The organism is Ewingella allii, from assembly GCF_044430645.1.
GTDB lineage: Bacteria > Pseudomonadota > Gammaproteobacteria > Enterobacterales > Enterobacteriaceae > Ewingella > Ewingella allii.
This window is the reverse complement of record NZ_JAWUDN010000001.1, coordinates 888,342-901,598: the sequence shown is the minus strand read 5'-3', so window position 1 is coordinate 901,598 and position 13,257 is coordinate 888,342. Positions and strand designations below refer to the sequence as shown.

The following is a 13,257-nucleotide window of genomic DNA, read 5'->3' as shown; positions in this document are numbered from 1 at the left end:
TGCCGTAACTGGCAAGGGATTCGCTCAACCTAAAAATGACGTGTGGAGTAATTTCATGACTTGGCTAACCACTTTCTCCGGCCAGCACTTGGACTTCTCAAACCCCAATGCGCTCGCCTTCAACATTACCGATATCGCACAGGGGCTGTCCCACGAATGCCGCTTTGCCGGGCAGATCTCCGACTTCTACAGCGTGGCCCAGCACTCCGTGCTGTGCAGCCTGATTGTACCACCAGCGTTTGCCCTTGAAGCGCTGCTGCACGATGCGGTTGAAGCCTACTGCAAGGATATCCCAGCGCCGCTGAAACGCCTGCTGCCCGACTACCAGCGCATTGAAGACAGCATGGACCGCCTAATCCGCGAGAAGTATGACCTGCCTCTTCAAATGAGCTCAGCTGTTAAAGAGGCGGACCTAATCATGCTAGCCACCGAACGGCGCGATCTGGAAGTCGATGCTGATAACCACTGGCCGATGCTCGAAGGAGTGGCACCGGCGGGCGTTCGCATTTTCCCACTGAACCCATCACAGGCCCGCGCCGAGTTTCTTCGCCGCTGGGAATACCTGACTAACTGAGAAGATGCAAATCATGACTGAGTCAACAAAAACTCACAGCGAGCTTTGTGTAATTGCGGAGCGTTTCCTCAGGAATAATGGTTTCAAGGTTGCGTTTCATGATCGGTTTATTGCTGGTGTTTCAACGGGAGAACAACCTGACGCAATCGGATTCCGCAACCTCTCCTCCTGTCTAATCGAGGCAAAGTGCTCTCGCGCTGATTTCCTCGCAGATAGGAAAAAACGGTTCCGAGTTAACCCTGAATTAGGCATGGGCGACTGGAGATTTTTCATCTGCGAACCGGGCCTGATCAGCATTGAGGAACTACCAGAAGGCTGGGGGCTGCTAAACGTAAAAAATGACCGAGTCTATAAAATTTGGGGCTGGCCGGGCAATGCGGTTTGGTTCTCGCGAAAACCGTTTCAGGCCAACAAGCAGGCCGAATGCGATTACATGTACAGCGCGCTTCGCCGTCTTCAAATTCGTGGCCATTTACCAGAAGTCTATGCCGGATTGCCGGTGAAGGAGGCTGTATGACTAAGGCTACATTCTGGCCCGCATACGGAGAGCTCTGCAAGAAGCGCTCCCGCACATACGTCGGTAATAGCCGTTTCTATTACGGCTGCATGAATCAAATTCAGGACGAGAAATGGAGAGCATGCCATGACTGAGAAAACTGATATCGCGGCGCTGCTGCTTGATATGCGTGATTTGGCGGAGCGCATTAAGGCAGCAATGGCGTCATGTGTAGAAAGCTTCTGCATGGACGTCGCAGATTCAATCGAAAACGAAATTGGCAGGGGGCTGAGTGAACAGGAGCACCAGCAAATCAGCGAGACAGCCTCTGGCCTTCTGGTTGCACAAGACCAGCTCGAAGCAGAACGCCAGCAGCGAGAGAAAGCAGAGGCAGAACTCGCCGCGCTTCGGGGCCAGAAAGGCCAAATAGCTTTTCGCTACCGGTGGGTGGCAGATGAAGAACATGAAGCGTCACGATGGATGTACGAAGATAGGCCGGAAGAGTTTGATTCCATCATGAAGCTCGAAGGTGCGGAGTGGGAAGAGTTTCGCATTACGCCTGCGAGCAAGCTAACCATAAAGGAAGCTGTTTCTGCCTATATATCTAAGTCCGCTGGCATCGTCGTTAAGGATGGTGAGTGATATGGCGGACCGCCTGCCCCGCGTGCGTGGGGAATTCGTATCATATCCGGGGTTTTGGTGGTTCACTCCACCAGTTCCTTCGGCACGACTGCCGGCTGGCGTGAAAATGATTAACCTCTTCGAGGGTCGGTATTACGGCCGGGCAAGAGGGCGTAACAACCAATAGCAACTCTGTGTGCAGCAGAAATTAACCAATGTGGAGTCCTCTCATGAACACAACGTTTTTATTAATGGCTGAGTTTGAAACTTCAACAATAGCCCTGTCAGATATTGCCGAACGCTATTTTGGAATGAAACCTTCAACGGCAGAAAATAAGGCGGCTCTCGGTCAGTTCCCGGTCCCTACCTTCCGCGCCAGCGATAGCCAAAAAGCACCGAGAATGATCCATATTCAGGATTTAGCTGACCATCTCGATAAGCAAAGAAAGAAAGGTAAGGACCTTTTTGAGAGTATGCAAAGCAAAGCTTGAATAGCCGGGGGGAACCCGGCTTTTTACGATTATTATTTAGTTTTCTTAGCTATGAGGTGGGTATTTTTAGATACTCCAGCACCCCACAAGCTCCCCTTGAACACATAAACCATTGATATTAATAAAAGAAGCCCCGCCAAAATGACGGGGCTTGGTACTTGCGCAGGGCGACGCAATAAGGGCCGTAAGGCCCGGTTAAATCTGTGGTGCAAAGAGTTCGCCCTTCTCTTTGCCCGGCAATCTGTGACTGTTACGCCGTGCGAGACATCTCATCGCCAAATTCTAATGCCGTTTTCATCGCCGCCACGATATCGCCATCCACGCAGTAACGACTAAATTCGTCAAAATCGGTATCAGAACTCATGGTCACGCCCGCCTTGCGGTAGCGCATTTGCGACGGAACCTGACGCCCGGCCGAGCTGTGCAGCTCGCTCAAACCGATGTCGACAAACTTCTGCAAGTTGGTCAAACGAACACCTGCACCGGCCATAATAATAGGACCACGACTTAGCTCGTTGAGTTCCCGAAGCATCGGTAATCCGACTTCGGCATTCTGTTGCTGGCCCGACGTGAGAATGCGCGCAACGCCCAATTGAGTGAGTTGCTCAAGTGCCACTTTCGGATTCAGACACATGTCGAATGCGCGGTGGAAGGTCACCGCCATGTTGCCGCACAGCGCCATCACTTCCCACATTTTTGGCATATCAATATGGCCTTCTTCATCCAGAATACCCACTACGACGCCGGGGAAGCCGAGATCGCGAATACAGGCGACGTCGCTTTTTAGGATGCTAAATTCACTCTGGCTGTAGCAAAAGTCGCCGCCCCGCGGACGCACAATGGGATGTACGGGGATAGTGACCTGCTCTCTGGCCAGTTTTAACGTGCCGTAACTTGGCGTGACGCCACCGTCGGCCTGGCTGGCACATAACTCAACCCGGTCAGCGCCGGCTTGCTCTGCCGTTAACGCACAGTCCACGCTATAACAACACACTTCTAACTTAGTCATGTGATCTCTCCTGATTACGGCATCATGCTACAACACTTGTCTGTAGCGGGCCATGTCGCGTAGGCTTTAGCATGAGCACTCCCGCCCAATTGCCTGCTTTGGAAGGCTAACTATGACACTCAATTTTGATCAATGGGTAGACCGTAGTCACAGCGATAGCGTTAAGTGGAACAAATATAAAAATCAGGACGTCATTCCACTTTGGGTCGCTGATACTGACTTCGCTTCACCACCAGAAGTGGTAGCTGAACTGCAACAGCGCGTCGCCGAAGGGGTTTTCGGCTACGGCTTTACGCCGCCAGAATTGATCGAACTTTTCATTGATCGCGCCAATAAGCGTTACCAATGGAATATTAAACCTGAATGGATTGTTTCACTGCCCGGCCTGGTTTGCGGGCTGAATGTCGCGGTGCGCGCCACGGTTAGCCAACATCAAACCAGCCTGCTGCCGTCACCGATTTACCCGCCCTTTATTCAGGCCGCAGAGTCGGAAGGTCGCCAATATAAAAGCATTCCGGTCAGAGAAGTTGACCAACGCTGGGTGGCTGATTTTCACTCTCCCGAACTGAAAATGGACGGCGGCGAACGCCTGCTGATGCTCTGCAACCCTTACAACCCCGGCGGCACTGTTTACCGTCGCGATGAGTTGATGCAGCAACTGGCCTTTGCCCAAATGCATGACTTGGTGGTGTGCAGCGATGAGATCCACTGCGACCTGCTGCTTGACCCGCAGGCTAAGCATATTCCTTTTGCGTCGCTGAATGACGATGCCGCACAGCGCAGCATCACGCTGATGTCGCCGTCGAAAACTTTTAATCTGGCAGGTCTTGGCGCCTCAATGGCAATTATCCCCAATGCCGGACTGCGTAAAAAGTTTGAGAAAACCGCCGAAGGCATCGTGCCACACGTCAATATTTTAGCCTATGTCGCCGCCACCGCCGCCTATAGGCATGGCGACGACTGGCTGGAGCAGCAGTTGGCTTATCTGCGGGGCAATCAGCAGCTCGCTACCCAAAGGATCAACGCCATGCCGGGGCTGAAAATGTTGCCGATTGAAGGCACCTATCTTGGCTGGATTGATGCCTCCGCCCTGCCGCTGGATAACCCGTATCGCTTCTTTGTGGATGCTGGAGTGGGCTTTACCTCAGGGCTGGCTTTCGGCGCGCCTAAGTTTGTACGCATCAATCTGGGCTGCCAGCGCGCCTTGCTGGAAAAGGCGCTGGTGAGAATGGAACAGGCGCTGGCAACCTTGAACGGCTAGAACTTACTCTTTTTCGCTGGCAACAATATCCCGCAAACTGTGCGGATGAAACTTAATGGTCACCGTGCCGTCAGTGATGGCTAGCGTCGGGTTAGGTAAACGCTCGTGCTCCCCCTTTGGCGAACTCTGTTTTAATTTAATGCCCGGCGCGGTCAGTGCTTCATCGGCCAGCTCTGCCAAAGCCCGGGCATAAAAACCCTCTTCGCCGCCGCTCAACACAATTTCAATATGCTCCCAACCTTCGTGCGGGTAACGCTTTTCGCCCGGATAAGGCAGTTCAACCAAATCTATGCGCAGCGGCCCGACCTCCAGCGGCTGGTTCAAGGAATATAAGCAGATTGGGCGGCCATTGATCTCCGTCTCATTGAGCAACGACGCGCACTGCTCGAAGCCTTTGCGCCAGCGTTCCGCCGTGGTGTTTTGGTGGCAGCGCAATGAAATATGATCAGCATAATAAGCCGACAAATCGAGCTGTAACTTCTCCGCAAAGGCGCTAAGCGCGGTAACAAAACGCGGCATGTCCGCGACTAAATCCTCTAAGTCGGCGACATCTTTCATGTTCAGCATGGTAGCTATTTCCTTAAAATTAATCTCTGTCGGCGGCTAATTTACACAGGGTTTCATGCCGTTGCCAGATACGTCCCGCATTCTGCGCGTTTGCTGTGCGGCAAACGTGCGCCAATACTGACGCCGCGGGGCTTATATGATATAAACACGCATCATTTTTGGTTCATCTGCGTTAGGTGAACAGCAAACCATCAAACTCCTACCCAAACTCATCTGCGAAGGTGAAGGGTATTGATTCAAAAGGTAACTCGGTGAATATACAGGCTCTCCTTTCAGATAAAGTCAGTCAGGCGTTGACTGCAGCAGGCGCGCCTGCTGATAGCGAAGCGCAAGTCCGTCAGTCAGCCAAAGCGCAATTTGGTGACTATCAGGCGAATGGCGTGATGTCCGTGGCGAAAAAGCTGGGCATGGCCCCACGACAACTGGCAGAGAAAGTGGTTGGGCTGTTAGATCTGAGCGGAATTGCCTCTAAAGTCGAGATTGCCGGTCCGGGCTTTATCAATATTTTCCTCGACCGCGCCTTTGTGGCGGCGAATGCCGACAACGCGTTGCAACATGCCAAACTGGGTATCTCCCCGGTTGAGCCGCAAACCATTGTTATCGACTACTCTGCGCCGAACGTGGCGAAAGAGATGCACGTCGGCCACGTGCGTTCCACCATCATTGGCGACGCCGCGGCGCGTACCAACGAATTCCTCGGCCACAAAGTGATCCGCGCCAACCACGTCGGCGACTGGGGCACCCAGTTCGGCATGCTGATTGCCTATCTGGAAAAAGTGCAGAACGAAAACGCCGGTGAGATGAAGCTTTCCGACCTTGAAGAGTTCTACCGCGCAGCGAAAAAGAACTATGACGAAGACGAAGAGTTCGCGGTACGCGCGCGTAACTACGTGGTCAAGCTGCAAGGCGGCGATGAGTATTGCCGCCAAATGTGGCGCAAGCTGGTTGATGTCACCATGGCACAAAACCAGATCACCTATGACCGTCTGAATGTCACCCTGACCCGCGACGACGTCATGGGCGAAAGCCTGTACAACGACATGCTGCCGGGCATCGTGTCTGACCTGCAAGAGAAAGGTCTGGCAGTGGATAGCGAAGGCGCGGTGGTGGTTTATCTCGACGAATATAAGAACAAAGAAGGTGAGCCTATGGGCGTCATCATCCGTAAAAAGGATGGCGGCTACCTTTACACCACCACGGATATCGCCTGTGCGAAATACCGTTACGAAACCCTTGGCGCAGACCGCGTGCTCTATTACATCGACTCCCGCCAGCACCAGCATCTGATGCAGGCGTGGACCATCGTGCGTAAAGCCGGTTATGTGCCAGAATCCGTGCCATTAGAGCACCACATGTTTGGCATGATGCTGGGCAAAGACGGCAAGCCGTTCAAAACCCGCGCTGGCGGCACCATCAAGCTCTCCGAACTGCTGGACGAAGCCATTGAGCGCGCGCGCAAGCTGATCACCGAGAAGAACCCAGAGCTGGGCGGCGAAGAGCTGGAAAATCTGGTTAACGCCGTGGGCATCGGCGCGATCAAATACGCTGACCTGTCGAAAAGCCGCACCACCGACTACATCTTCGACTGGGACAACATGCTGGCCTTTGAAGGCAACACCGCGCCTTACATGCAGTATGCTTACACCCGCGTGGCGTCCATCTTCAAGCGTGCTGATATCGACGTTAACAGCCTGACTCAGCCGATGGTTATCAGCGAAGAGCGCGAAGCCCTGCTGGCAACTCGCCTGCTGCAATTTGAAGAAGTACTGACTACCGTGGCCCGCGAAGGTACACCGCACACCATGTGTGCTTACCTGTATGACGTGGCTGGCCTGTTCTCTAGCTTCTACGAGCACTGCCCAATTCTCAACGCTGCTGACGAAACCAGCCGTCAAAGCCGCCTGAAACTGGCCCTGCTGACCCAAAGAACGCTGAAAACCGGTCTGGATACCTTGGGTATTGAAACCGTAGAACGCATGTAATTCTCGCGCTTGCTACGTTATAAAAATACGCCATAAGAAAGGCCAGCATCTGATGCTGGCCTTCTTGTTATTGCTTGGTTATTGGCGGGCTGGAAATCAATCCAGACGGCGGGCGAACTCTTTGACGCGGAAGCCCAACAGCCCCAGCACGCCGAAGTAGGCAATCACCCCGACCACGACCACCGCCATCAGGCGCGCCAGCCGATAAGCCATGCCGCCAATGTCCCACGCGGGCATCACGTACATCATGCCGAGCAGCGCGGCGGACATCGCTACAACCGCCAGAATCAGTTTGATCAGGAAGATGCGCCAGCCCGGCTGCGGCTGGAAGATATCCTGTTTGCGCAGTTGCCAGTAGAGCAGCGCGGCGTTAAGGCAGGCTGCCAGACCAATCGACAGCGACAGACCGGCATGCTTCAGCGGACCGATAAAGGCCAGGTTCATCACCTGAGTCATCGCCAGCGTGATAATGGCAATCTTCACCGGCGTCTTAATATCCTGACGAGAATAGAAGCCCGGAGCCAGCACCTTGACCACGATCAACCCCATCAGGCCAACGGAATAGGCAATCAGCGCGCGTTGAGTCATAGAGGCATCAAAGGCGGTAAATTTGCCGTATTGGAACAGGGCTACGGTCAGCGGCTTCGCCAGAATCCCCAGCGCGACCGAGCTTGGCAGCGCCAGCAGGAAGCACAGGCGCAGGCCCCAATCCATCAGGCGGTTGTACTGCATATGGTTGCCGCTGGAGAAGCTGCGCGCCAGCGATGGCAGCAAGATGGTGCCCAGCGCCACGCCCAGCACGCCGGACGGGAACTCCATCAGGCGGTCAGCGTAATACATCCACGACACTGAGCCTGACACCAGGAATGAGGCAAAAATGGTGTTGATGATCAGCGAGATTTGGCTGACGGACACCCCGAGAATGGCCGGTCCCATTTGGCGCATAACGCGCCAGACACCGGCATCCTTCAGGTTTAGGCGCGGCAATACCAGCATGCCGATTTTCTTCAAGTGCGGCAGTTGGTAGCCCAGTTGCAAAAGGCCTCCGGCCACCACCGCCCACGCCAGCGCTAAAATCGGTGGGTGGAAGTAAGGCGCGGCAAACAGCGCGAAGCCAATCATGCTGACATTAAGGAAGGTCGGCGCAAACGCCGGAATGGAAAAACGGTTCCAGGTATTGAGTATCGCCCCCACCAGCGACGCCAGCGAGATAAGCAAAATATAGGGGAAAGTGATACGCAGCAGCGCGCTGGTTAAGGCAAATTTGTCTGGAGAATCAACAAAGCCCGGCGCAGTGACGTAGATAACCCAAGGCGCAGCAATCATCCCCAGCACGGTGACCACGGCCAACACCAGCGTCAGCAGGCCAGAAACGTAAGCAATAAAGGTGCGAGTGGCTTCTTCGCCCTGCTGAGTTTTGTACTCGGCGAGGATCGGCACAAAAGCCTGCGAAAACGCGCCTTCAGCAAAGATACGGCGTAACAAGTTAGGCAGTTTGAAAGCCACAAAGAAGGCGTCCGTCACCATTCCTGCGCCAAACACCCGCGCGACAATGGCGTCGCGAGCAAAACCTAATACACGGGAAAACATCGTCATTGAACTGACGGCGGCCAAAGATTTCAGTAGATTCATATCAATTTTCTTATTTGCCAGCGGCTAAACAGCCACGCCTGCGGCAGCAGGCGTGGGAGATAAGAACTGGCAGAGCTCTAACGTGCGCCATAGTCTACGCATCCGAAACGCAATAGCTACTGGCAGTTGTTATATAATATTACCTGTCAGTCATCAGGTGGTGACAACGTCACTTTCTAACATCTTCTCAATCAGCCTTTGGGCGTAAATCCCCTGCTCGCCGCTGGTATCCGGCGTGGTGTGATTGCTGATACTTTCAATGAAATGGTGAATCGCCCCTTCGAATCCGCGCTGGGCCAGCGTGGTCTGCCAACCGGCAACCGGCAGTTGAGTCAGCAGGTCGTGCTTCTCTTCCTGCCACTGTTTCATATCCGCCAGCTGGTAGGCCGCCCCATCCGTCACCGCCTGCACGGTTTCACGGGAACTCCCCGCCCGGCGGTGCATTGAGGTAGTGATGATGCTGCCGTTACAGTTGAAATGGTGCTCGGCATAAATCATCTGCTGTTCGGCGTTTGCTGTGATCTGGCCGCTGAGCAACTTGGCGTCGCCACCCGCAAGCCATAGCGCGGTGTCTACCACGTGCAGGTAATCGTCTAACAGTGTGAAGCGCAGGTTATGCCCTACGCTGTCGGAACGGTGTTTGTCCATGCGCAGCGAGGCCGCGGGCTGCTGCTGTAACTGCTGATGCAGCTGGCGGTAGCGCGGTGCAAAGCGGCGGTTGAACCCCACCATTAGGCTTTTGCCGGTTTTATCAGCCAGTTCAATCAACTGCTCGGCCTGATCTAACTCGGCCGCCAGCGGCTTATCCACGTAGACATGCACCCCGGCCTTGAGCAGTTGGCTGACCACCTCGAAGTGGCTCGCCGTGCTGCTGTGAACAAACACAGCGTCACTCTGCGCGGCCAGCTCATCCAGCCGCGAAAAACAGTTCATGCGATAGCTGTCGCAAACGGCCTGCGCTTTCTGCTGACTCGGCGAGAAGCCGCCCACTAAGTTCCATTGTTCGGCATGGCTAAGAATGGGCAGATAGGCCTTCTGCGCTATGCCGCCTAACCCCACCACGCCAATACGTAATTTTGTCACCGCGTTACTCCTAGTCGGCCAAGCGTTCAAGTAAATGCTCAAGGCGCTGTTTTAATTCTGCCACTTCGCTTTCCAGCGCGGCGACGCGTTCTTCCAGCGCCAAACTCACTGCCGCAGGCACGCTAAAAGGCTCGTCCTCGGTGGCTAAGGCCGCGTGGCTCACTTCACCACTGAACAGATGCATATAGCGGCTTTCGCGTTTGCCCGGCTCGCGCGCCAGACGCACGCAGAACGGGCCATCTTCGCGCTGGCTGAGGTCAGTCAGGGTTTGCTCGACTTCACTGACATCGGCGAAATCATGCAGGCGGTTGGTGCGGGTGCGCAGCTCGCCCGGCGTCTGTGCGCCGCGTAGCAGCAGAGTGGTAACCACGGCCACTTCCTGCGGCGAGAACTTCAAATTGCCGAACTCGGAGTTACAGAAGCGGTGCTCGTACTTCATGGTGCGGCTGCCGCTGAGGGTGCGGATAATGTGCTTACGCAGCAGTAAATCCAGCGTTTGCTGCACGTCGCTTTCGCTCAGTTCCATTACCGGCTCGCGGTTGGTTTTCTGATTACAGGCGGTGGTCAGGCCGTTGAGCGACATGGGATATTGTTCTGGCGTGGTCAGCTGTTTTTCCAGCAAACAGCCCACCACGCGGGCCTCTTTGGCGCTTAATTCATGTTTCATGCTGCTTCCTTAACGTGATGCGGTCCAATCCTGATAGGTCAAGGCGGTGAGGATGTGATCCTGCCACTTGCCGTCGATCAAGAGATAATCTTTCGCATAACCTTCGCGCTCAAAGCCGAGGCGATGCAGCAACGCGCCGCTGCGCTGGTTGTGCGGCATGTAATTAGCCATGATGCGATGCATCTTTTGCTGGCGCTGCATGTAGCGAATTAGCGATTGCAGTGCTTCAAACATCAACCCTTGGCCCTGCCATTTTTCACCCAGCGAGTAGCCGAGAAAACAGGCGTGGAAGGAGCCGCGCAGTACGTTGCTAAAGTTCGCCACGCCCTGCACGTTGTTCTCATCCGGGTCGAGCAGGATGAAGTAATAGGCATTGCCCTGCTTTTGCATCTCAGTTATCAGCCCAAGACGCGCCTGCCAGCCGGAAGGATAACAGTGGCTTTCATCGCGCACCGGCTCCCAGGGTTTAAGGAAAGCGCGGTTTTCAACATAGTAATCAGCCATACGGTGCGCGTCGCGTTCGTGCACTAAACGCAATACCATTCGGTCAGTGGTAAGCCGCACTCTTGGTGTGGCAGATTTATAGCCAAACATCCCTTCCCTCCACAGTCCGCATGGGTCGATAAGAAGTATTGATAGGAAACCATAAGCAGGATGAATAATCCGCCGATTAAACGTCAATTCTGCCAGTCTGAGCGCGGCTTGACGATAAAAAAATATTATCTATAGCACCCTATCCAATTGCCCGTTTGAGGTTCAGAATTGAACGGTCTTCTTTCCCCCTCGCAGCACCTGTCGGATCGGGTGCCCACAACCTTTCAGGTGAAGCATGTCATTGGTCTCGCAAGCTCGGAGCTTGGGTAAATACTTCCTATTATTAGATAATGCGCTGGTTATTTTAGGCTTCTTTTTAGTATTCCCCCTGATTTCGATTCGCTTTGTAGACCAGCTAGGCTGGGCCGCGATGGCCGTCGGGTTAGCACTGGGCGTCCGCCAACTGACCCAACAGGGTCTGGGCATCTTTGGCGGCGCGATTGCCGACCGCTTTGGTGCCAAACCGATGATTGTCACCGGCATGCTGCTGCGCGCCTCCGGCTTCGCCACCATGGCGATGGCCGACGCGCCGTGGATCTTGGTCTGCTCCTGCATCTTATCCGGCCTAGGCGGCACCTTGTTTGACCCACCGCGCACCGCGCTGGTAATTAAACTCACCCGTCCTCATGAGCGTAGTCGCTTTTACTCTTTATTGATGATGCAAGACAGCGCGGGTGCCGTTATTGGGGCCTTGATCGGCAGCTGGCTGTTGCAGTATGACTTCCACTACGTCTGCTGGGCCGGGGCCGCGGTGTTTGTGCTGGCGGCCCTATGTAACGCTTGGCTGCTGCCCGCCTACCGAATCTCCACCATGCGCACCCCGATGCGTGAAGGCATGATGCGCGTGCTGCGCGACCGCCGCTTTGTGGCCTACGTGCTGACCCTGACCGGCTATTACATGTTGACCGTGCAGGTAATGTTGATGCTGCCGATTGCCGTGAATGACATTGCGGGCAGCCCGTCGGCGGTGAAATGGATGTACGCCATTGAGGCCGTGCTGTCGCTGACCCTGCTGTACCCGATTGCTCGCTGGAGCGAAAAACGTTTTCGCCTCGAGCAGCGTTTGATGTTCGGCCTGCTGATCATGACCTTCAGCCTGCTGCCCGTGGGCATGGTGACCTCTATCAACCCGCTGCTGATGCTGATTGGCTTTTTCTATATCGGCTCAATCATTGCCGAACCGGCGCGTGAAACGCTGGGCGCCTCGCTGGCCGACGCCCGCGCACGCGGCAGTTACATGGGTTTCAGCCGTTTAGGTTTGGCTCTCGGCGGCGTGATTGGCTATACCGGCGGCGGCTGGATGTACGACACCGGCCGCGCGCTGGAGCTGCCTCAGCTGCCGTGGTTCTTACTGGCGATTGTCGGCCTGATCACCCTCACCGGCCTCTACTGGCAGTTCAATCTGCGACGCATTGAACCTGCGATGCTTAGCGGTAACTGATTGTGATTAAACGCCGCTCTCGGCTGAGAGCGGTTTGATCTCCCCCTAATCTTTACCCATACTCCTTAATGGCGTCACACACGGCTGGCCTTTTTGCAGTCCCTTGTAGGCCCGCCACGGATTAAAGGAGTACCGCACTATGAAACTCTATATCTACGAACATTGTCCCTACTGTGTTAAAGCTCGAATGATCTTCGGCCTTAAAAACATACCCATTGAAATCAAAGCGTTAGCTAATGATGACGAAAAGACCCCGATTTCAATGGTGGGTAAAAAAGTTGTCCCTATCCTGCAAAAAAAGGATGGCAGCTTTATGCCAGAAAGCATGGATATCGTGCACTTCATCGATAAGAGCGACGGCAAGCCGCTGCTGACCGGCGCGACCAATCCGAAGATTGCCGCCTGGCTGCGTCAGGTGTCTGAATACACTTCCAAGCTGCTTTTGCCGCGCTTTGTGCAGGCCCCGCTGGAAGAGTTTGCCACCCCGGAAGCTAAGAAGTATTTCACCGAGAAAAAGCAGGCGTCCATTGGTGACTTCAAAGAGCACCTTCAGCACTCTGAGGGGCTGGTGAAGAAAATCAGCCACGACCTGCGTGCGCTGGATGAGCTGATTCAGGAGCCTAACGCGGTGAATGGCGAACTGTCAGAAGATGACTTCAGCCTGTGGCCGCTGCTGCGTTCGCTGTCGATTGTCAAAGGCGTGGTGCTACCTTCTCGCGTGCAGGCCTATCGCGACAATATGGCGAAGCAGACTCAGGTCAATCTGTTTACCAGTCTGGCGATTTAATCGCCTTAGCAGCCGGAGCCTCTTCTGGCTGCTCTTCCCCTGCCTCTTCTTC

At 54.6% G+C, this 13,257-nt stretch carries 14 protein-coding genes; 8 read left to right on the top strand and 6 right to left on the bottom strand.

Annotation, left to right across the window (positions count from 1 at the left end; genetic code table 11):
• Nucleotides 1-55: 55 nt before the first annotated feature.
• The 4 genes from SBO83_RS04330 (at nt 56) to SBO83_RS04315 (ending at nt 2,182) form a co-directional block, all read left to right on the top strand.
• Nucleotides 56-574 carry an HD family hydrolase gene (locus tag SBO83_RS04330; RefSeq protein ID WP_396130564.1) on the top strand — a complete coding sequence of 173 codons (519 nt, stop codon included), beginning with the start codon at nt 56-58 and terminating at the stop codon, nt 572-574.
• Nucleotides 575-587: 13 nt separating this feature from the next.
• Entirely contained in the window at nt 588-1,091 is a 504-nt protein-coding gene (locus SBO83_RS04325; RefSeq protein WP_396130563.1) for a hypothetical protein, read from the top strand.
• A 126-nt stretch (nt 1,092-1,217) separates the two neighbouring features.
• On the top strand, nt 1,218-1,712 hold the full coding sequence (locus SBO83_RS04320; protein ID WP_396130562.1) for a hypothetical protein: 495 nt from the start codon (nt 1,218-1,220) through the stop codon (nt 1,710-1,712).
• Between the two features lie 209 nt (nt 1,713-1,921).
• On the top strand, nt 1,922-2,182 hold the full coding sequence (locus tag SBO83_RS04315; RefSeq protein ID WP_396130561.1) for a pyocin activator PrtN family protein: 261 nt from the start codon (nt 1,922-1,924) through the stop codon (nt 2,180-2,182).
• A 250-nt stretch (nt 2,183-2,432) separates the two neighbouring features.
• Here the strand turns inward: SBO83_RS04315 and cutC are convergent, their stop codons facing one another.
• The gene (gene cutC / locus SBO83_RS04310; protein ID WP_353502239.1) at nt 2,433-3,191 is read right to left on the bottom strand and encodes a copper homeostasis protein CutC; all 759 of its coding nucleotides are present in this window, start codon (nt 3,189-3,191) and stop codon (nt 2,433-2,435) included.
• A 112-nt stretch (nt 3,192-3,303) separates the two neighbouring features.
• Here cutC and SBO83_RS04305 point away from each other — a divergent pair, with 112 nt between their 5' ends.
• Nucleotides 3,304-4,452 (top strand): PatB family C-S lyase, encoded by a 1,149-nt coding sequence (locus SBO83_RS04305; RefSeq protein ID WP_396130560.1) that lies wholly within the window; start codon nt 3,304-3,306, stop codon nt 4,450-4,452.
• A 3-nt stretch (nt 4,453-4,455) separates the two neighbouring features.
• Here the strand turns inward: SBO83_RS04305 and SBO83_RS04300 are convergent, their stop codons facing one another.
• Nucleotides 4,456-5,010, bottom strand: coding sequence for a VOC family protein (locus tag SBO83_RS04300; RefSeq protein ID WP_396130924.1), 555 nt, complete (start codon nt 5,008-5,010; stop codon nt 4,456-4,458).
• Nucleotides 5,011-5,270: 260 nt separating this feature from the next.
• On the opposite strand from SBO83_RS04300, the gene argS reads away from it, so the two are divergent.
• On the top strand, nt 5,271-7,001 hold the full coding sequence (gene argS, locus SBO83_RS04295) for an arginine--tRNA ligase (protein WP_396130559.1): 1,731 nt from the start codon (nt 5,271-5,273) through the stop codon (nt 6,999-7,001).
• 96 nt (nt 7,002-7,097) lie between these two features.
• Here argS and murJ read toward each other — a convergent pair whose 3' ends face one another.
• The 4 genes from murJ to rimJ all read right to left on the bottom strand — a co-directional run bounded on the left by murJ (nt 7,098) and on the right by rimJ (nt 10,977).
• On the bottom strand, nt 7,098-8,633 hold the full coding sequence (gene murJ / locus SBO83_RS04290) for a murein biosynthesis integral membrane protein MurJ (RefSeq protein WP_396130558.1): 1,536 nt from the start codon (nt 8,631-8,633) through the stop codon (nt 7,098-7,100).
• Between the two features lie 153 nt (nt 8,634-8,786).
• Nucleotides 8,787-9,716 carry a Gfo/Idh/MocA family oxidoreductase gene (locus SBO83_RS04285; protein ID WP_396130557.1) on the bottom strand — a complete coding sequence of 310 codons (930 nt, stop codon included), beginning with the start codon at nt 9,714-9,716 and terminating at the stop codon, nt 8,787-8,789.
• Nucleotides 9,717-9,726: 10 nt separating this feature from the next.
• On the bottom strand, nt 9,727-10,383 hold the full coding sequence (locus tag SBO83_RS04280; RefSeq protein WP_396130556.1) for a DUF480 domain-containing protein: 657 nt from the start codon (nt 10,381-10,383) through the stop codon (nt 9,727-9,729).
• A gap of 9 nt (nt 10,384-10,392) precedes the next feature.
• Nucleotides 10,393-10,977 (bottom strand): ribosomal protein S5-alanine N-acetyltransferase, encoded by a 585-nt coding sequence (gene rimJ, locus SBO83_RS04275; RefSeq protein WP_396130555.1) that lies wholly within the window; start codon nt 10,975-10,977, stop codon nt 10,393-10,395.
• A 235-nt stretch (nt 10,978-11,212) separates the two neighbouring features.
• Between rimJ and mdtH the strand changes: the two genes are divergently transcribed.
• Together mdtH and grxB are read left to right on the top strand one after the other, a co-directional pair.
• Complete coding sequence (gene mdtH, locus SBO83_RS04270; RefSeq protein ID WP_353502245.1) at nt 11,213-12,418, top strand: multidrug efflux MFS transporter MdtH; 1,206 nt, start codon at nt 11,213-11,215, stop codon at nt 12,416-12,418.
• 139 nt (nt 12,419-12,557) lie between these two features.
• Complete coding sequence (gene grxB / locus SBO83_RS04265) at nt 12,558-13,205, top strand: glutaredoxin 2 (RefSeq protein ID WP_185689950.1); 648 nt, start codon at nt 12,558-12,560, stop codon at nt 13,203-13,205.
• The last annotated feature ends 52 nt before the right edge of the window (nt 13,206-13,257 follow it).